Origin of the sequence: Microcoleus sp. Pol17C6 (assembly GCF_036701145.1) — a bacterium.
In the GTDB taxonomy this organism is placed as follows: Bacteria; Cyanobacteriota; Cyanobacteriia; order Cyanobacteriales; family Microcoleaceae; genus Microcoleus.
The window spans coordinates 1-17,560 of the sequence record NZ_JAUBQH010000092.1 but is presented as its reverse complement, the minus strand read 5'-3'; the positions used below and the strand labels follow the sequence as shown (position 1 = coordinate 17,560).

Here is a 17,560-nt window from a genome sequence, read left to right as displayed (position 1 = left end):
TGGTGTTTCTAAAACTTCGAGATTTTCGACAACCGGTTCTGGTTGAGAAGGTTGGTTCGACTTTGGTGTTTCTAAAACTTCGAGATTTTCGACAACCGGTTCTGGTTGAGAAGGTTGGTTCGACTTTGGTGTTTCTAAAACTTCGAGATTTTCGACAACCGGTTCTGGTTGAGAAGGTTGGTTCGACTTTGGTGTTTCTAAAACTTCGAGATTTTCGACAACCGGTTCTGGTTGAGAAGGTTGGTTCGACTTTGGTGTTTCTAAAATCGGTTCGGATTCTGGTTGAGAATGCTCGATCGACTCTACTGTTTCTACAATGAGCAAATTTTTGACAACCGGTTCTGGCTGAGAAGGCTCGATCGACTTTGGTGAATCGAAAATCGGTTCTGGTTCTGGTTGAGAATGCTCGATCAACTCTACTGTTTCTACAATGAGCAAATTTTCGACAACCGGTTCTGGCTGAGAAGGCTCGATCGACTCTACCGTTTCTGAAACTTTGAGATTTTCGACAATCGGTTCTGGCTGAGAAGGCTCGATCGACTCGACTGTTTCTACAATAAGTAGATTTTCGACAATCGGTGCTGGTTGAGGATGTTCTAGCGACTCTACCGTTTCTGAAACTTCGAGATTTTCGACAATCGGTTCTGGCTGAGAAGGCTCGATCGACTCGACTGTTTCTACAATAAGTAGATTTTCGACAATCGGTTCTGGTTGAGGATGTTCTAGCGACTCTACTGTTTCTACAATAAGTAGATTTTCGACAATCGGTTCTGGTTGAGGATGTTCTAGCGACTCTACTGTTTCTACAATGAGTAGATTTTCGACAACCGGTGCTGGTTGAGGATGTTCTAGCGACTCTACTGTTTCTACAATAAGTAGATTTTCGACAACCGGTTCTGGTTGAGGATGTTCTAGCGACTCTAGTGTTTCGACAAAGAGCAGATTTTCGACAACCGGTTCTGGTTGAGGATGTTCTATCGACTCTTGTCTTTCTACAGTTTCCAGAAAATCGGCCACTGGTTGCATTCCAGGTTCTAAATCGCTTATTTCCTCTGCTGTTTCTGTAATTGGTTCGGATTCTGGTTGAGAATAGTCGATCGACTCTACGGTTTCTACAACTTGCAGATTTTCGACTATCGGTTCTGGTTGAGAATAGTTGATCGACTCTACGGTTTCTACAACTTGCAGATTTTCGACTATCGGTTCTGGTTGAGAATAGTCGATCGACTCTACGGTTTGTGAAACTTGCAGATTTTCGACTATCGGTTCTGGTTGAGAATAGTTGATCGACTCTACGGTTTGTGAAACTTCTAGATTTTCGAGTATCGGTTCTGCTTCATGATGCTCGATCAACTCTTGCCTTTCGACAACTGGTTCAGATTCTGGTTGAGGATGCTCGATCGACTCTACGGTTTCTACAACTTGCAGATTTTCGACTATCGGTTCTGGTTGAGAATGCTCGATCGACTCTACGGTTTCTACAACTGGTTCCGATGCTGGTTCATGATGCTTGATCGACTCTACGGTTTGTGAAACTTCTAGATTTTCGACTATCGGTTCTGGTTGAGGATGCTCGATCGACTCTTGCCTTTCGACAACTGGTTCGGATTCTGGTGGAGAAGGTTCGATCGGGAGTCTCTCACTTTTGTAAAAAACATTTTTTACAAAAGTGAGCATCCTGCTTGCTTGTTGAGATATCTGTAGCGAGTAAGATGATCTGGTTCCTGTGACACCCAAACTGAGATTCTTCCCTTTTATCGGCTGTACGGTTTCTACAACTGGTTCGGATTCTGGTTGAGGATGCTCGATCGATTCTACTGTTTCTGAAACAACGGGCAGATTTGCGAGTATCGGTTCTGGTTGAGGATGCTCGAGCGACTCTACTGTTTCTGAAACAACGGGCAGATTTTCGACTATCGGTTCTGGTTGAGGATGCTCGATAGATTCTATCGACTCTACTGTTTCTGAAACAACGGTCAGATTTTCGACTATCGGTTCTGGTTGAGGATGCTCGATCGACTCTACTGTTTTTGAAACAACGGGCAGATTTTCGACTATCGGTTGCGATTCTGATTGATGATAATCCGCGATCGAGTCTTGAGTTGTTGCCGCTTCTTGCAGATTTCGATCGACCTCCGGTTCGCTATGAACTAGATTTTCTTCCGGTTTCTTTTCAGCCGCTGTCAGCCTTAAAAACACATCTTCCAGAGTAGCGCGAGAGCGACGCATTTCGCACAGTCCAAATCCAGAGGCGACGATAGCTGTAGCAATTTCTCGTCCGGGTTCTATGTCGGATTCGCACAATGCCCGCAGGCGGTAGCGACCCACTAAAAATTGATTGCTTGGAATCAATTCGACCGATCGAACTCCCCGCAAGTTTTCCAAAGAAGGCAACAGCAGACTGTTTACCAAATCCCCCTCGCCTTCAACTTCGAGTTCGTAGCCCTCTCCGGCGGCCAACTCTCCCATCAAATTTTCGGGACTACCCGCAGCGACGATTTTACCGCGATTGATAATGGTAACGCGGTTACAAGTCATGCTGACTTCCGGCAGAATGTGCGTGGAAAGGATGATTGTGTGCTGGCCGCCAAGACTTTTGATTAAATTGCGGACTTCGATGATTTGTCGGGGGTCGAGGCCGACGGTTGGTTCGTCTAGGATAATCACTGGGGGGTCGTGGACGATCGCCTGCGCGATACCGACGCGCTGCCGAAATCCTTTAGAAAGCTTGCGGATTAAAACTTTGCGTTTATCAACCAGGCCGCAGCGTTCGATCGCGGAGGTAACTCGTCGCGCGCGATCGCCCGCAGGTACTTGCTTGATCCGGGCGACAAAAAACAGAAACCCTTCCACAGTCATTTCTGGATACAGTGGCGGGTTTTCCGGCAGATAGCCGATGCGCTGTCTGACGGCCATCGAGTCTTCGTGAACATCCATGCCGGCGATGCGGGCCGTACCGCTGGATGCCGGCAAATATCCCGACAAAATCCGCATGGTTGTGGTTTTGCCCGCGCCGTTTGGCCCCAAAAAACCGAGAATTTCTCCTGATTCGACCGAAAAAGACACGTCCGCGATCGCTGCGGTCGAACCGTAAGTTTTGCTTAAGTGTTCTACTTCAATCATTTGTCAGAAGTCACGCGATTTTAGATTTTAGATTTTAGATTTACTTTGCCAACCACAGGCGGGACGCCTGTTCCACGAATTTGAGAGTCCCGCCCGATCGGCGGGTCGATCGAATTTATGGCGAAATTTTTAATTTGATTTTGTCTTCCAGTGTAGTCTGGCAAGAACCAAATCTATCATAAGGGTCGATCGGACTTTGAAACAAAATGCTAGGTAGTAGGGTGCGGCGCGCGGAAATGATTAGCCGATGTACATCGAATCGCTACCACCTGACGCACCCTACCAGTAGAGTCCGTGCCTAACCGAACCCTCAACTAGCTGCCTTCGCTACAGACGCGGGGCTGTTTCTAGGTTGAGTAGTGCTTACGCGCCCCTCCGCCTAACGCGCCTTCGCGGTTCGTTCAAAAAAATCTCAACTCCTTTTCCAAATCTTGATTTCCCCCAACCAACCCGCACTAACAATAGTCTTACCGTCGCTGCTAATCGCCACAGCGCTAACGTAGCCAGCATGACCGCTTAAATTACCTCTCAATTCGCCCGATCGCACATCCCAAAGTCTCACACTTTTATCCCAACTGCCAGTAACCAGCGTAGTGCCATCCCGACTGAATGCCACCGACCAAACTCCGTCAGTATGCCCGCTTAAACGCCGAATTAACTGCCCGTTTCCGGCATTCCACAACCCAACAGTGCCATTGCTGTTTCCCGCCGCTAAACTTTTGCCGTCGGGAGTAAAAGCTAGCGACAAAACAGCCAAGTTTTTGCCGCCAATCGTGCGAATTGCTTGACCTGTAGCTAAATTCCACAACCAAATTGAACCATCTTTGCTGCCGCTAGCTAAAGTTTTGTTGTCGGGACTAATTGCAACAGCATTCACCAACCCAGAATGCCCGGTCAAAGTCCGCAGCAACTCTCCTGTTTTCTGGTTCCAAATCTTAATCGTTTTGTCCCAACTGCCACTGGCTACAAATTGACCGTCGGCACTAACGGCAACGGTCGAAACAGCATTGGAATGCCCGCTCAAAGTGCGTACAACCGCGCCCGTTTCTAAATTCCAAATTTTTACAGTTTTGTCGTCGCTACCGCTAGCTAACACCTTGCCATCCGCACTCGCCCCCAGTGAGTTTACGGCTTCCGTGTGTCCTTGCAGGGTAGTTTTTAATTGCCCGCTGGGGAAATTCCAAACTGAGATTGTGCCGTTGCTATTTCCTGTGGTAAAATAAGCTGAAGAAAGGGCAAGAGAACTGACAACTTCCGAAGGCCCTTTGAGGGTATTTGTGGTAGCAAAGGCGATCGCACTTGCGGGCTTGCGGGGCGGATTATTCGCCGGAGTTTTCGGGTTTCCGGCAGTAGGAGATTGGGGAACTACTGGCAGCGAAATAGTCGATCGCCATTTCATGAAAGTATTGATTTCTATCCCCGCCGCCACGATTTTATCGGAGTTTTCCTCTAACCTGACAATGCCGTTAATTGCGACAACTCGCCCCGCATCGTCGAGCACTGGGCCGCCGCTCATGCCCGCTCTCACTAAGTTATTGTATACCAAAGTATAACCGTTCCAGGGAGTTTGGCGGCCGGTAAGCTGACCTTCGGTGGCGATGAAAATCGGCTGTCTCAAAGAACCGCCGGATATCGGCCAGCCCGCCACATAAGCCTTGTTTCCCTTAGTTGCTGAGGAATTGGCTAATTGAGCCAGGGGGTAGCTTTGAGTGCTGCTGAAGGGCACGACGGCTAAATCCATCCCCGGCACTCGCCGCACGAGGCTGTATGATACAGAGTGAGCTTTGCCGTCGGGAGTTACGACCTCGTAATCGCCGGCTTTATCGACAACGTGCCAGTTTGTGAGAATATAGTATGTGCTGCCCTGCTTCTCTAAAATTACTCCTGAACCGCCTTTTGCCCCCTGGATGCGAACCGTAATTTGTTGGGCAACGGTTTTAACTTTGTCGGCGGTTAATGCGAGGGCAATTTGAGGTGATGTCAGTGGAATGAGGGCGATCGAACTCAGGGCGATCGTAGCACTCAAAATAGCCGGAATTGTTCTGCTGTAATTCATTATTGTGTAAATTTAACATACCCACATATCAACTGACGGATAACTTTTCCGGTTTGTGGCAGATTCACGGTTGACAACGCCAAAACGCCTGCGCGACGATCGAACTTCGACATTCGCACAAGCCTCACAATATTTGACACAGCCCTCTGGCTAGCAGAAAAATTTAGAATCGGGAACCGCACCTAGCCTCAACAATAGCCACTGGCTGATCTCTATTCTTTTCTCGGCAAAGGATACTTTGAGCCGAACGCTGGTCGGAAAAAGACCCATTAGCCATCCAGCCGAGGGGTGCGCCTGCGATCACGCCAACTGCTAAACCAGTGATGAGGCTCAAAACAAGATGCTTGCGGGCGATCGGGTTTTGTTGCATAAAAATTTATCCTAAAGACTTATCCCTTACCAGAAGTACCATAAATAAAATTTACTGTCTTCCTCCTATTTACTTATTTCCTAAGTAGTAACCCACCCTCAGTAGGGTGGGCAATGCGCACATTATCCATCACTAAGTAGGGTGCGAATTACGCACCTTACTTAGTATATAGGCTGCCCAATTTTATGCTAAATCAAACAGCAATATTTCAGCATCTGCCGCCGCTTCAATCACCACCTCAGACTCGCCGCTAACCGCTGCAGCGTCGCCATTTTTCAAAGGTAAACCGTTGAGCAAAATCGAGCCGCGAGCAACTTGCACCCAAGCGTGGCGATTCGGCTGCAAAGCATGAGAAACCCGCGAGTCTTTATCCAAAACAGCCGCATACAAATCCACATCTTGATGCACTTTCACAGCACCATCTCTCGCATCTCGTGCCGCCACTAAGCGCAGTTTTCCGCGTCTTTCTGCTAGGGGAAACTCCCGCTGTTCGTAACTCGGCTGCAAGCCTTTTGTATCGGGTAACAGCCAGATTTGCAGCAAATGAACCGGGTCTGTTTGCGAGTTATTGAACTCGCTGTGCTGGATACCCGTACCTGCACTCATCCGCTGTACTTCACCGGGTTTAATCACTGCACCAGTACCCAAACTGTCCTTGTGTTCTAATGCTCCTTCTAATACATAAGTAATGATTTCCATGTCGCTGTGCCCGTGAGTGCCGAAACCTCTGCTGGGGCTAACGACATCCTCATTAATTACGCGCAAAGAGCGAAAATTCATATAATTTGGATCGTAATAGCCGGCAAAAGAAAATGTATGGTAACTGTCTAGCCAACCGTGATTTGCGTGTCCTCTTGCTTCACTTTTTCTAACGGTAATCATCTTCTGAATCCTCAGTGAAATTTATCGGGTATTTCTTTGATGTTTTTATTTTAAACCTAGTCAAGCTATTATGGATAGTACGCACTTAAAAGTGCGGTACTTACCAAAAAGATACTATGCAAGTTCAAGAAGCAAAGGTCGATCGAGCAAATTGCCCTGTAGAACGCACTCTAGAGGTGATTGGCGGGCGCTGGAAAGTCTTGATTCTGCGGGAGTTGTTTCAAGGAGTGAAGCGTTTTAACGAGCTGCAACGAGCTGTCAACGGCATTACTCAGAAGATGCTGACGCAGCAACTGCGGGAAATGGAGTCAGACGCGATCGTGCACCGGGAAATTTACCTGCAAGTGCCGCCAAAAGTTGAATATTCGCTAACGCCTTTGGGCGAGAGTCTCAAACCGATTATTAATGCCATGCACGAATGGGGAATTCAGCATATTAGCGAAGATGGAAAATGAGCGGTTTCTAGATGTTTTTTTCCGTCTTCCGACAGATTTCAAATTTTCAACCTAGTTCAACAATAATAATATGAACAACATAGAGCGTCTCGCCACCCTCAACCGCATCCGCAAACTCAGTCGCCTGATGGATACCGCCATTGGCATCCCCGGCACTAAATTTCGCATTGGTTTAGACCCGATTATCGGTTTAGTTCCGGGTGCTGGGGATATCGTAGATACTGCGTTTTCCGCCTACCTAATTTATTTAGCAACTCGATTCAACATTCCCCAAAAAACTCTAGGGAAAATGATTTACAATATCGGTCTAGAAGCCGTCGTTGGTTCAGTACCTTTAGTAGGAGATATCTTCGATGCTTTTTATAAATCAAACATGAGAAATCTGGCGCTTTTAGAAGCACACCTCGAAGAAGCTGAACCAGAACTAGCCGCAGTTGCCGAACCTGTTCCTCAATCTATTAAATTGTAGGTACGAATTTCACAAACAATAATTGTAAATAACCAACAATCTCTCAAGCTCGCCCCCATCACACGAAAAATCAGAATGTAGATTTTCCGCATTCGATTCAAATTTAATGTTGATGTGGGTTATCTGTTGTGGGGGGCGGGTTTATCTAGATTGTTGGTACTCGTCAGATATTATTCGTAAAACTCGCCCTTACGAAATAATCACCGATGTCGTTTAGCCGCTTCCACCAAAGCAATAACATCTTCTTCTCTAGTATTAAAAGCCGTTACCAGTCTAACAGTACATTCATCCCAGCGATAAAACAGAAAACCCTCAGCTAAAACCGATGTAATTACCGATTCTGGAAGTTGAATAAAAATCTCGTTGGCTTCAACCCGATGGCAAAACTTCGCTCCCTCAACTTCCGCCAAACCTTGGGCTAATTTCGCTGCCATATTATTTGCATGAGCCGCATTCTTCAGCCACAAATCATCCGTTATGTACGCTTCCAACTGCGCCGACAAAAACCGCATCTTCGAGAAAAGATGCCCGCTGCGCTTGCGGTAAAAAGGGAAAGTCTTGGCTAAATCTCGATTAAAAAAAACCACAGCTTCCGCAGCCATCGCGCCGTTTTTTGTCGCTCCAAACGATAGAATATCCACACCGACGCGCCAAGTGACATCCGCCGGAGAACAGCCCAAACTGACAACAGCATTGGCAAAGCGAGCTCCATCCATGTGCAGGTGCAAATTGTGAGCGCGAACTACTTCCGAAATGTGGGAAATTTCTGCTGGATTGTAGACTGTGCCGGCTTCCGTTGCTTGAGTGATGCTGACGGCTGCGGGCTGTACGTGGTGGACGACACCTGCACCAGCGCGATCGAGTATTTTTCCTAAAGTCTCTGCCTCTATTTTACCATGATTTCCTGTTACTGTCACTAACTTTGCACCGCCTGTAAAAAACTCCGGCGCGCCGCATTCATCCACATTAATATGAGATGCTGCGTGACAGTAAACAGCGCCGTAAGGAGGAGTAACAACTGCAAGGGCAAGAGCATTAGCAGCAGAACCAGTTGCTACCGGAAAAACAGTCACCGATGTCTCGAACAAATCCGAAAATTTAACTTGCAAACGCTGTGTATATTCATCATCTCCGTAAGACATCACAGCACCGCAATTAGCCGCTGCAATCGCCGCCATAATCTCCGGCGAAACCCCGGTTGCATTGTCGCTACAAAAATTCATTAGAATAATTGGTAAATAGAATCTATAATATAACTCAACACTCAGCAGTCAACACTCAAGCATTAAACTAAGAGGCAGAATTATGGCAGAATACCGCCAAATAGAATACCGAATCGGCAAAGACGGCAAAATTACCGAAACCGTCCTCAACGCCACCGGTTCTAGTTGCACCGACACCACCGCCGGAATTGAAAAAGCCCTCGGAGAAGTAGAATCTCAAGACTTGCTACCAGAATATTATCAAGCCGAAGAAAATTTGACCGTTGAACAAACGCAGACTTTAAAACAGGTTTAGAAGAGTTAAAAATGTTTGAGTTCATCGGTGCAACAGTTGATGTAACAACAGTGCCTGCCTTCAGCTTCGCGCTGGCTGTCGGGGGCATTTTTCTCATTTTAGTCTACCTTTATGCTGCATCTGAGGCGGGAGATGCGATCGAGTTTAAGTACGATAAAATTCTGCGGGAACGCATGAATCAGCTAGACATTCTCGATTGGCAAGACTTAGGCGAAAAAGCAGGCTTAAGTCGCTACGCGGTGCGTTTAGTGCGCCAGGGAGACGTGGGAAAACTCACGGTAAACCAACTGAGGCGGCTGGCAACAGTGCTGAATTTGAATTTTCAAGAGTTCGAGCGCACTTTGCTCGCACTGCCAATATCGGCTAGAATCACAACTGATCCCAGCGAAATAGAAGAATTGAGGCAGCAGTGTTTCCGGCTGCGATCGGAATTGCAGCAGCAAAAAGCTCAACTAACTGCCGATTTTCGCCGCGCTACCTTTGAACAGTTGCAAACTTTGTTAACCAACTATCCCGCCGCCCGCAAAATGGCAGAAGCCAAGCCGGATATGCCCGCCAAAAATCTCTCAGCTTTGTTTACTCCTTTAGAAAATCTCTTGTCAAGCTGGGATTTTCAAACAATCGGTTCTGCCTGGGAACAAACTTCTTACAATCCGCAGTTGCACCAGCCGGATGTTGAGGATATAACCGAAGGAGAATTAGTTTATATTCGGTTTGTCGGCTATCGCGAGGGAGAGCGAATTCTTACTCCTGCTAAAGTTAGTCGCACCCTTCCAGCGGGAATGAAAAATTAAATTTTAAATTTTAAATCAACATGACTACAGTTGCCATTGACTTCGGCACCAGCAATACGGTTGTCTGCATTCTTAACCCGGATACGCAAACACCAGAAACTTTGCGATTGGGGGAGATGTCCCGCATTTTTAAAACGAAGAATTTGAGCGGAGATATTCGAGAAATATCTGTGGTGCCGACTTTAGTCTTTGTGAAAAATGGCGGAGAGTTAGTGCTGGGAGAAAAAGTGCGATCGCAGCGTTTGGGGCAATCCCAGCCAGACCGCTTTTTCAAAGCTTTTAAACGCAATTTAGCTGCCGACTTTCAGCCGCCGCCCCGCAATATCGACGGCGACACCTACACAGCCGAATCAGTAGCAGAACAGTTTATTAAGACTATTTGGAAACAATTATATTTACAATATATACAGCCAGAAAAAGTAATTTTTACAGTACCTGTCGGAGCCTTTGAGCGATATCTAGATTGGTTTCGCGACTTAGGAGAAAGTTTGGGAGTTGCGGAAATTCAGGTAATAGATGAATCCACAGCCGCCGCCCTGGGATATGCAGTAAAACGCCCCGGCTCTCTAGTTTTAGTAGTTGATTTTGGTGGCGGAACTTTAGATTTAAGTTTAGTCCGTACTGCTCTAACCCCCTCCTTACCCCCCCTTAGCAACGCGGGGACAAATCTCGTTCCCCCCCTTACCAAGGGGGGGCTGGGGGGGGTGGGTGCCGAAGTATTGGCAAAATCCGATGCTTATGTAGGCGGCGAAGATATTGACATCTGGATTGTCGAAGATTATTTGCGGCAAATTGGTTCGTCGCGGCCAGAAGTCGGTCCAGTTGGCTGGCAAAACTTATTAGAAATAGCGGAAAAGTTAAAAATTCAACTTTCTCAAGTTAATGAGGCGAAGGAAAGCTGGTTTGATGATGAAAATTTTATGTCTTACGACTTGCAGCTAAACCGAGAAAAGCTTGAGGAAATTCTGGAATCTAGGCAGTTGTTAGAACAGTTGCGCGAAAGTTTAGATGAACTGCTGAGCATTGCAATGGGAAAAGGTATCGGCAAAGCAGATATCGAACAGGTTTTGCTGGTAGGAGGAACTTCTCTAATTCCTGCTGTATCTAATTTAGTGGTTTCGTATTTTGGGCGGCAAAAAGTCAAAGCTGACAAGCCGTTTGAAGCGGTGGCGCACGGTGCTTTAGCCTTGACACAATTAGCGAGTGTTGACGATTATTTGCGCCACAGCTATGCAATTCGCCTCTGGGAACCTTATGCTAAAGCTTATGCTTATTCGCCGATATTTAGCAAGGAAATGAAGTATCCCTGTCAAAGTTCCGAAGAGTTGACACTGCAAGTGGCAATTGAAGGGCAAAGGGAAATTCGGTTAGATATTGGGGAAGTGGCGGAGGTATCGCAAGCGGAGGTTATTTTTAACGAAAAAGGGCAAATGACGAGCAGTTTGCTCAACAAAAAAACGGATTTTCGGTCTCTGGAAAGCCACCACCAGCAGGTTTGCGTAGCGCATTTGGATCCGCCCGGGGTATTGGGAATTGACAGGATTTCGGTGAGTTTTGAGGTAGATGAGAGGCGGGTTTTGTTGGCGACGGTGCGGGATTTGGTGACTGGTAAGGTGTTGGTGGAAAAAGGGGCGATCGCCAAACTGCAATAATGGTAAAATTTTTAGATAACATTCGGATCTGGAAATTGCTACTCCACAAACTCTCGTCTGGATGGTGCGCTGACTGAAGAATATCGCTTTAAATCAAATTTATGCCGCCATGAAAAAGCAACCAAATAAATTCAGCCACCTGACGGCAATCGAAAGAATTTACCTGTCATTTCCGGCAAGATTTTTATTGGATAAAAACTTGCTGCAAGGCAAAGTCTTAGATTTTGGGTGCGGCTTCGGCAGCGATGTGAGATTGTTGCAGCAAAAAGGCTTCGATATTACGGGTTATGACCCTTATTATTTCCCGGAATTCCCCCAGGATAAATTCGACACAATCATTTGCTTTTATGTTTTGAATGTTTTGTTTCCTGAAGAGCAAGCTAATGTCCTGATGGAAGTGTCGCACCTGTTGAAACCGGGAGGGAATGCGTATTTTGCGGTGAGAAGGGATATCAAAAAAGAAGGCTTTCGAGAACATTACGTGCACAAAAAACCTACATATCAGTGCATTGTCAAACTTCCCTTTAAGCCAGTTCACCTAGATGAGTCGTGCGAAATTTACAAATACGTTCATTACAACCATCAAAGAAATTCTACTAATAACTGCATATTCTGCAATCCGTATAAAAACCTAATTTTGCTAACTGAATCAGCAACAGCTTATGCGATGTTTGATGGTTATCCCGCCAGCAAAGGTCATGTTTTAATCATCCCCAAGCGTCACGTCGCCAATTATTTTGAACTACCGTTTCGAGAGCAATCGGCTTGCTGGTTTATGGCTAATAAGGTACAAGAGATGTTAAGTAAAGAATTTCATCCGGACGGGTTTAATGTGGGAATAAATATTAATAAACAGGCGGGTCAAAGTCGCAGTCACGCGGCTATTCATGTTATCCCCCGTTACAATGGCGATGCGGCTGGGAATAAAGGCGGAATTAGGTATGTGATTCCCAAGACTGAAAAATAAAACTTAGTAAATTGTGAAAGGAATTATTTTTTACCGCAGAGGCGCAGAGAACACAGAGGAATAGAGAAGAGAGGAATTCATAATTTTTGTAAGGATTGTTATATTTGAGCAAACGGCGAGCCAAATAGAGTTAAAATGTGTTTGCAAGGTCTAAAACTACACATTAGCAGCAATTTGGTGTTCTGTTTATGTCTAAGCGCAAAAAGCAAGAATGGCTCAAGGAAACTCTAGAACTCAAAGAAGACCACAATTGGAAGTCAAAGCCTGGAACTCGAATTTTTGTAGCAGGAAGAGGTGCAGTCCGCTTTGATGTCCCGGAAGATTGGCATTTTGAACCGGATACTAATTCGTTCAGGTTTACGGATAAAAAGCCGCCGGATGATGATTGTCGTTTGGAGGTTTCGTTTAATTTGCTACCACCTAATAACTGGGCAGATTTTCCGCTGGTGCCGCTATTACAGAAGGTGGTTGAAGATGATACCCGAAATCCGATCGCTTTTGGGGAAATTATCCAATTGAAGCGGCAAACTGCCCGCATTGTTTGGACTGAATTTAAGTTTATCGACCCTCCAGAGCAGCGGGAAGCTTATTCGCGAATCTGTATTGGATTGGGATCTAATGTTCAGTGTTTGATTACTTTTGATTACTGGGTTGACGATGCTGAACGTTTGACTCCTGTCTGGGATACGGTGATGGATTCGTTAGTTCTGGGTTTGTTTATTAGCGACCCTCGAACGGGGTTCGCACGTCCAGACTAGACCGATTGTCTGGGAAACTTTCAACCACTAATTTTGCTAAGTGTTGGATTGGCAAGCCACCGGCCAGTAAATTTAGAACCTACATTAAACTTTACAACCGCTTTGCCATGAAAATATCTGGCTTGCCAATTCCGTTGGCGTCGGGCATCACTCCCACGATCGCAAAACCCATTTTTTGATAAAATTCGTAGGGATGACCGCGCAAATTTCTAATTTTGGCGATGTGTTCCCAAACGTTAGGATAAAGATTGATGCCTGAAAGAGTGGTTTGATTGTCTTCGTCGTCGGTACCCACCCACAGCACGATCCCTCCCCGGTTTTTAGCTTCTGCTGCTAAATCAGCTACGAGCGATCGACCAATTCCTTGTCCGCGAAATTCTGTTCCTACTATCAGCGGGTGCAGTTCCCAAACATTACCGTCATACTGTTTAATCCCGCCAATCCATCCCAAAACTTGATTGCTGTCGCCGACAGCAATTCGACTGATGCGATCCGGTTCCAAAGATTCTTGCACTTCTTGCAAAGCAGAATTTAGGTCGGGCCAAGCACCGGGCCAATGCTCTTTAAAACCTTCAACTATTAATTTAGCTACCTGTTGAATTTTTGGCTCGTCGCCAGCACGCAAATCTGTAATTTGTACGTTCATGAATTTACATACTAAATCAAGGATTACGGACTAATACGCTCACAAACCGGATTTTATAACCGGGGAAAGGGCAAAAACGAAATATTATTCATAGTCTTCAGGCTTTTTATGTTCCAAAGCGAAAAGTTATTATTAAAAACTTGCGATCGCCCGCTCGCCAATTCCCCGCAAAATACTAACACAAGTGCCGTACAATTATCCCACCATCCGGCATCAACCAACCTGCTAACCCCATGCTTTGCGATTACCTGGTACAAATCCTCACAGCCCGCGTCTACGATGTTGCTCAAGAAACAGCCCTAGAATGCGCCCCAAATCTATCAGCACGGCTCAACAATAAACTTTTGCTGAAGCGAGAGGATATGCAGTCGGTGTTTTCCTTCAAACTGCGGGGTGCGTACAACAAAATGGCGCAACTGTCGCCGGATTTGCTAGCACAAGGTGTCATTGCAGCTTCCGCCGGCAACCACGCCCAAGGAGTCGCCCTCGCCGCCCGCCACCTGGGAACTCGCGCGATCATAGTCATGCCCGTAACGACGCCGCAGGTGAAGGTAAATGCGGTGATAGCCCGTGGTGGAGAGGTAGTCTTGCATGGGGATGCTTACGATGATGCTTACGCTTTTGCGCGTCAATTAGAGGCGGAAAAAGGTATGACTTTTATTCACCCTTTTGATGACCCCTACGTGATTGCTGGACAGGGTACGATCGGCATGGAAATTCTGCGGCAACATCAAAAACCAATTCACGCGATTTTTGTGGCAATTGGTGGCGGTGGATTGATTTCGGGAATTTCGGCCTATGTCAAGCGGTTGCGGCCGGAAATTAAAATTATTGGCGTCGAACCGGTGGATTCCGATGCCATGAATCAATCGCTGAAAGCCGGTAAACGGGTGCGTTTGTCGCAGGTGGGTTTATTTGCTGACGGCGTTGCTGTGCGGGAAGTGGGGGAGGAAACTTTTCGCTTGTGTCAGGAGTATGTGGATGAGATTATTTTGGTGGATACGGATGATGTTTGCGCGGCGATTAAGGATGTTTTTGAAGATACGCGATCGATCTTAGAACCTGCTGGCGCTTTGGCGATCGCAGGTGCGAAAGCTTACGTCGAACGGGAACAAATCGCAGGAGAAACATTAATTGCTGTTGCTTGCGGCGCGAACATGAATTTCGATCGCCTGCGTTTTGTAGCAGAAAGAGCCGAGTTTGGCGAACGCCGCGAAGCCATTTTTGCAGTCACAATTCCCGAACAACCGGGAAGTCTCCGCAGGTTTTGCGAATGTCTGGGGAAACGCAATTTAACTGAATTTAGCTATCGAATTGCGGATGAGAAAGAGGCACATATTTTTATCGGCGTACAAATTCAAAACCGTGCCGATGCGGTGAAGATAGCCGCAAGTTTTGAAGATTGTGGCTTCAAGACTTTGGATTTAACTGATGATGAATTAACGAAATTGCACGTGCGGCATATGGTGGGCGGGCGTTCGATGCTAGCGAATCATGAATTGTTTTATCGCTTTGAATTTCCTGAACGTCCGGGTGCGTTGATGAAGTTTGTCGGTTCGATGAGCCCTAACTGGAATATCAGCGTTTTTCACTATCGAAATAACGGCGCAGATTACGGGCGAATTGTGGTGGGAATTCAAGTACCGCCCGATGAGATGCAGGAATGGCAGGCTTTTTTGGATACGCTGGGCTATCAGTATGGGGATGAGAGTCAGAATCCGGCGTATAAGCTATTTTTGAGGTAGGTATCGCCAGCAGCGATTTCTTGACGTACCATCTCAGCTCGACTATCCCACTGAGCATCTGTTGTAGCTTCCAATTCAGCTTTCCATGCTCGTTCATCTTCTAATTCGGTAAGGAGACGAGCTGCGATCGCATTCTGTTCGTCTGCTGATAAAGTTTTCAATTGGGCGCTCGCGCGATCGAGCAATTCAGTCATAATTGATAAATTACGGCAGTTTGGCTTGAGCGAGGAACAAATTGCAGAAGCGCTAGATATACCTTTAGAGCAGGTTAAACAGGTGGACTTGGAGGAGTAAAGTCTGCGCTATTTTATATCTCAATGTCACGGTTCTTGTTCCTCAAATAGGGATGGTATATCTCGGCGACCGCTAACTACACGAAGAATCTCAATGCCATCATCTAAAAGTTGGTAGAAGATGATGTAGCCATCCAAACGCAGACCTCGCAAGTTGGGACGTATTTCTATATAACTCCTGCCTAAATTAGGAAAGTTGACTAATTGTTGGCAGCGACGCGAAAAATCTTGAAAAAAGCGCTCACCTGCTTCGATGTTGTTGGTAGTGAAATAATCAGCAATTTCGTTGAGGTCTTGGCTGGCCAGAACGTTTATGAGATAGCGTTTCATTGTTGAATCTCGCGCGCTTGCCGGAAACGCTCCAAAATCCCTGCAATAAAAGTTTCGCCATCAATAGGTGGAGTATGTTCGGACATGGCAACAGCAGCATCTATCTTAACTCGTACAGAATCGATCCATTCGCTATCGGCGCGATCGTACTCATCTAACAATCGCAAAGCAACTTCCAGCACTTCTTCGGCAGAACCATATTTACCAGTTTGCAGTTTAGTTTGGATGAATATCTCTTGGGTTTTTGTCAGAGTAATGCTCATAGTATTGATTTACTCGTTTGCTTTAATTGTATCGCATCAGTCCTCGAAACCAGTGGCAAAATCTGGATTTCGCGATCGATACCAATGATAAGCTCGATCGCTCTGAGATTGGGCGATCGCATCCTCATCTTTCGACTTATCCTACAACTAGCAATTCATTAAACTTATTTTTCCTATCTGACGATATCCTCAGTCGCTTGTAAACCTCACCTTCATAGAGTTTCCAGACATATCCCAAACTGAACGATCGAAAAGCTGGAGGCGAACCAATCGCCTGCCAAATATTACCAGATTTTTCCTATGAAATACCTCGGAAAATCTCAGGATTCGGGGTACCCTACAACACAAACGAGAATCATCGTGCAAACTCATAGGCAATATTCGTGATGCGGCCGCGCCAGTAGGGCAATAGCGAGCCATCAGGCAGTTGCCACGCCACCTCACCGGAGAGCGGAATCCGCATACCGTCTCGCAATTCGTAGTCCCAGAAGCGGCCAATCCAGGGCGCAAACACCAGCCCGCCGTTAACTGTACGGGGGCGGGCCTCGGTGCGGATACTGGCGATTAGCCCTGCTTGATCAAAGCGGAAATCCAGGGAAACAGCGGTGTCGCCATCCTGTAGCGTTGCTCTGGCCGAAGAATTGTCGATCGCCTCCCAGCGAACACCCTGACTCGGCAGCAGTCTCGTCGGATACCAAGCCGCCTCCGCGAAAAAGCGCATCCGTTCCCCTTGTGCCGCTTCTGGAGTGCCGCGGATATCCGCCAGAGTCACCAGGCCCAGCAGCGCCGCATGGAGGATGCCTTCGCCAGAAATGTAGGCATCATGAACAAACGCATTGATACCGGGGCTCATGGCAATTCGCCCGTCCCAATCAAAGCCAGGGCGTTGAGTAATTACCAGTTGAGTTGAGTTGAAAGCACTCCATTTTTCTGCGGTTTCGCTCATGTTAAACGTGCCTTCGTGGGAAACCCGCGCTGTTGCAATTAGCGGTTGTCCATCCTCGAGCACCGCGCGAAAGTAGCGCTGCACGGGCTGGGGTAAATCGGCGATTTCCCGCGCATCAAAGGTGAGAGGTTTAATCGGCAAGCGTGCAGCTTCCAGATTGGATCGCAGTTCCTGGGTACCGAGATGCCAGCGGTATGCTCCAAGGGCGATCGCGCCCAGGGTAAGCGCACCTCAAACGAAGTTGCCATCTAGGTTGTAGGACTGCTACTTTGAGAGAGTTCAGGGAGTGCTGC

Annotated in this window: 18 protein-coding genes and 1 pseudogene; 9 read left to right on the top strand and 10 right to left on the bottom strand. The window is 46.8% G+C overall.

Translation table 11 applies throughout. The features are described from left to right. Positions 1 to 2,052: 2,052 nt before the first annotated feature. The 4 genes and pseudogenes from QUA25_RS27290 to QUA25_RS27275 form a co-directional block, all read right to left on the bottom strand. Positions 2,053 to 3,123 (bottom strand): annotated as a pseudogene (locus tag QUA25_RS27290) (ABC transporter ATP-binding protein); the annotation flags it as partial. Positions 3,124 to 3,535: 412 nt separating this feature from the next. Continuing rightward, a complete protein-coding gene (locus QUA25_RS27285; RefSeq protein WP_333042698.1) occupies positions 3,536 to 5,179 on the bottom strand; it encodes a trypsin-like peptidase domain-containing protein in 1,644 nt (547 codons plus the stop codon). A 163-nt stretch (positions 5,180 to 5,342) separates the two neighbouring features. Continuing rightward, positions 5,343 to 5,549, bottom strand: coding sequence for a hypothetical protein (locus QUA25_RS27280; protein WP_333042697.1), 207 nt, complete (start codon positions 5,547 to 5,549; stop codon positions 5,343 to 5,345). A gap of 183 nt (positions 5,550 to 5,732) precedes the next feature. Then, complete coding sequence (locus QUA25_RS27275) at positions 5,733 to 6,431, bottom strand: pirin family protein (protein WP_333042696.1); 699 nt, start codon at positions 6,429 to 6,431, stop codon at positions 5,733 to 5,735. A gap of 116 nt (positions 6,432 to 6,547) precedes the next feature. On the opposite strand from QUA25_RS27275, the gene QUA25_RS27270 reads away from it, so the two are divergent. Beyond that, on the top strand, positions 6,548 to 6,886 hold the full coding sequence (locus tag QUA25_RS27270; protein WP_333042695.1) for a helix-turn-helix domain-containing protein: 339 nt from the start codon (positions 6,548 to 6,550) through the stop codon (positions 6,884 to 6,886). Between the two features lie 70 nt (positions 6,887 to 6,956). Then, entirely contained in the window at positions 6,957 to 7,355 is a 399-nt protein-coding gene (locus QUA25_RS27265) for a DUF4112 domain-containing protein (protein WP_190737102.1), read from the top strand. Between the two features lie 200 nt (positions 7,356 to 7,555). Here the strand turns inward: QUA25_RS27265 and QUA25_RS27260 are convergent, their stop codons facing one another. Further along, complete coding sequence (locus tag QUA25_RS27260; RefSeq protein ID WP_333042694.1) at positions 7,556 to 8,578, bottom strand: low specificity L-threonine aldolase; 1,023 nt, start codon at positions 8,576 to 8,578, stop codon at positions 7,556 to 7,558. A gap of 82 nt (positions 8,579 to 8,660) precedes the next feature. On the opposite strand from QUA25_RS27260, the gene QUA25_RS27255 reads away from it, so the two are divergent. From QUA25_RS27255 to QUA25_RS27235, 5 genes are all read left to right on the top strand, one after another. Beyond that, positions 8,661 to 8,873 (top strand): DUF2997 domain-containing protein, encoded by a 213-nt coding sequence (locus QUA25_RS27255; protein ID WP_333042693.1) that lies wholly within the window; start codon positions 8,661 to 8,663, stop codon positions 8,871 to 8,873. An 11-nt stretch (positions 8,874 to 8,884) separates the two neighbouring features. Continuing rightward, positions 8,885 to 9,667, top strand: coding sequence for an XRE family transcriptional regulator (locus QUA25_RS27250; RefSeq protein ID WP_333042691.1), 783 nt, complete (start codon positions 8,885 to 8,887; stop codon positions 9,665 to 9,667). 20 nt (positions 9,668 to 9,687) lie between these two features. Next, a complete protein-coding gene (locus QUA25_RS27245; RefSeq protein WP_333042689.1) occupies positions 9,688 to 11,319 on the top strand; it encodes an Hsp70 family protein in 1,632 nt (543 codons plus the stop codon). 109 nt (positions 11,320 to 11,428) lie between these two features. After that, a complete protein-coding gene (locus QUA25_RS27240) occupies positions 11,429 to 12,286 on the top strand; it encodes a bifunctional class I SAM-dependent methyltransferase/HIT family protein (RefSeq protein WP_333042687.1) in 858 nt (285 codons plus the stop codon). Between the two features lie 188 nt (positions 12,287 to 12,474). Beyond that, positions 12,475 to 13,044: a hypothetical protein gene (locus tag QUA25_RS27235; RefSeq protein ID WP_333042685.1), complete on the top strand. Its 570-nt coding sequence runs from the start codon at positions 12,475 to 12,477 to the stop codon at positions 13,042 to 13,044. A 91-nt stretch (positions 13,045 to 13,135) separates the two neighbouring features. Here QUA25_RS27235 and QUA25_RS27230 read toward each other — a convergent pair whose 3' ends face one another. After that, positions 13,136 to 13,690, bottom strand: a complete 555-nt coding sequence (locus QUA25_RS27230; RefSeq protein ID WP_333042683.1) for a GNAT family N-acetyltransferase — start codon at positions 13,688 to 13,690, stop codon at positions 13,136 to 13,138. A gap of 233 nt (positions 13,691 to 13,923) precedes the next feature. Here QUA25_RS27230 and ilvA point away from each other — a divergent pair, with 233 nt between their 5' ends. After that, positions 13,924 to 15,435 carry a threonine ammonia-lyase, biosynthetic gene (ilvA, locus tag QUA25_RS27225; RefSeq protein ID WP_333042682.1) on the top strand — a complete coding sequence of 504 codons (1,512 nt, stop codon included), beginning with the start codon at positions 13,924 to 13,926 and terminating at the stop codon, positions 15,433 to 15,435. Here ilvA and QUA25_RS27220 read toward each other — a convergent pair. The 3 genes from QUA25_RS27220 to QUA25_RS27210 all read right to left on the bottom strand — a co-directional run bounded on the left by QUA25_RS27220 (position 15,402) and on the right by QUA25_RS27210 (position 16,321). After that, positions 15,402 to 15,629: a hypothetical protein gene (locus QUA25_RS27220; RefSeq protein ID WP_333042680.1), complete on the bottom strand. Its 228-nt coding sequence runs from the start codon at positions 15,627 to 15,629 to the stop codon at positions 15,402 to 15,404. The two genes, ilvA and QUA25_RS27220, sit on opposite strands and share 34 nt — an antisense overlap. 126 nt (positions 15,630 to 15,755) lie before the next feature. Further along, complete coding sequence (locus tag QUA25_RS27215) at positions 15,756 to 16,058, bottom strand: type II toxin-antitoxin system RelE/ParE family toxin (protein WP_333042679.1); 303 nt, start codon at positions 16,056 to 16,058, stop codon at positions 15,756 to 15,758. Beyond that, on the bottom strand, positions 16,055 to 16,321 hold the full coding sequence (locus QUA25_RS27210) for a type II toxin-antitoxin system ParD family antitoxin (protein WP_333042678.1): 267 nt from the start codon (positions 16,319 to 16,321) through the stop codon (positions 16,055 to 16,057). The genes QUA25_RS27215 and QUA25_RS27210 overlap by 4 nt, the downstream gene beginning before the upstream one ends. 26 nt (positions 16,322 to 16,347) lie before the next feature. On the opposite strand from QUA25_RS27210, the gene QUA25_RS27205 reads away from it, so the two are divergent. Continuing rightward, positions 16,348 to 16,524, top strand: a complete 177-nt coding sequence (locus tag QUA25_RS27205; protein WP_333042677.1) for a hypothetical protein — start codon at positions 16,348 to 16,350, stop codon at positions 16,522 to 16,524. A 152-nt stretch (positions 16,525 to 16,676) separates the two neighbouring features. On the opposite strand, the gene QUA25_RS27200 is transcribed toward QUA25_RS27205, so the two are convergent. Continuing rightward, entirely contained in the window at positions 16,677 to 17,408 is a 732-nt protein-coding gene (locus tag QUA25_RS27200) for a DUF6920 family protein (RefSeq protein ID WP_333042676.1), read from the bottom strand. Between the last annotated feature and the right edge of the window lie 152 nt (positions 17,409 to 17,560).

What these genes read in the sequence shown, in the direction of transcription:
- QUA25_RS27285 (WP_333042698.1), bottom strand. Translation starts at nt 5,179, where the DNA reads ATGAATTACAGCAGAACAATTCCGGCTATTTTGAGTGCTACGATCGCC.
- QUA25_RS27280 (WP_333042697.1), bottom strand. Translation starts at nt 5,549, where the DNA reads ATGCAACAAAACCCGATCGCCCGCAAGCATCTTGTTTTGAGCCTCATC.
- QUA25_RS27275 (WP_333042696.1), bottom strand. Translation starts at nt 6,431, where the DNA reads ATGATTACCGTTAGAAAAAGTGAAGCAAGAGGACACGCAAATCACGGT.
- QUA25_RS27270 (WP_333042695.1), top strand. Translation starts at nt 6,548, where the DNA reads ATGCAAGTTCAAGAAGCAAAGGTCGATCGAGCAAATTGCCCTGTAGAA.
- QUA25_RS27265 (WP_190737102.1), top strand. Translation starts at nt 6,957, where the DNA reads ATGAACAACATAGAGCGTCTCGCCACCCTCAACCGCATCCGCAAACTC.
- QUA25_RS27260 (WP_333042694.1), bottom strand. Translation starts at nt 8,578, where the DNA reads ATGAATTTTTGTAGCGACAATGCAACCGGGGTTTCGCCGGAGATTATG.
- QUA25_RS27255 (WP_333042693.1), top strand. Translation starts at nt 8,661, where the DNA reads ATGGCAGAATACCGCCAAATAGAATACCGAATCGGCAAAGACGGCAAA.
- QUA25_RS27250 (WP_333042691.1), top strand. Translation starts at nt 8,885, where the DNA reads ATGTTTGAGTTCATCGGTGCAACAGTTGATGTAACAACAGTGCCTGCC.
- QUA25_RS27245 (WP_333042689.1), top strand. Translation starts at nt 9,688, where the DNA reads ATGACTACAGTTGCCATTGACTTCGGCACCAGCAATACGGTTGTCTGC.
- QUA25_RS27240 (WP_333042687.1), top strand. Translation starts at nt 11,429, where the DNA reads ATGAAAAAGCAACCAAATAAATTCAGCCACCTGACGGCAATCGAAAGA.
- QUA25_RS27235 (WP_333042685.1), top strand. Translation starts at nt 12,475, where the DNA reads ATGTCTAAGCGCAAAAAGCAAGAATGGCTCAAGGAAACTCTAGAACTC.
- QUA25_RS27230 (WP_333042683.1), bottom strand. Translation starts at nt 13,690, where the DNA reads ATGAACGTACAAATTACAGATTTGCGTGCTGGCGACGAGCCAAAAATT.
- ilvA (WP_333042682.1), top strand. Translation starts at nt 13,924, where the DNA reads ATGCTTTGCGATTACCTGGTACAAATCCTCACAGCCCGCGTCTACGAT.
- QUA25_RS27220 (WP_333042680.1), bottom strand. Translation starts at nt 15,629, where the DNA reads ATGACTGAATTGCTCGATCGCGCGAGCGCCCAATTGAAAACTTTATCA.
- QUA25_RS27215 (WP_333042679.1), bottom strand. Translation starts at nt 16,058, where the DNA reads ATGAAACGCTATCTCATAAACGTTCTGGCCAGCCAAGACCTCAACGAA.
- QUA25_RS27210 (WP_333042678.1), bottom strand. Translation starts at nt 16,321, where the DNA reads ATGAGCATTACTCTGACAAAAACCCAAGAGATATTCATCCAAACTAAA.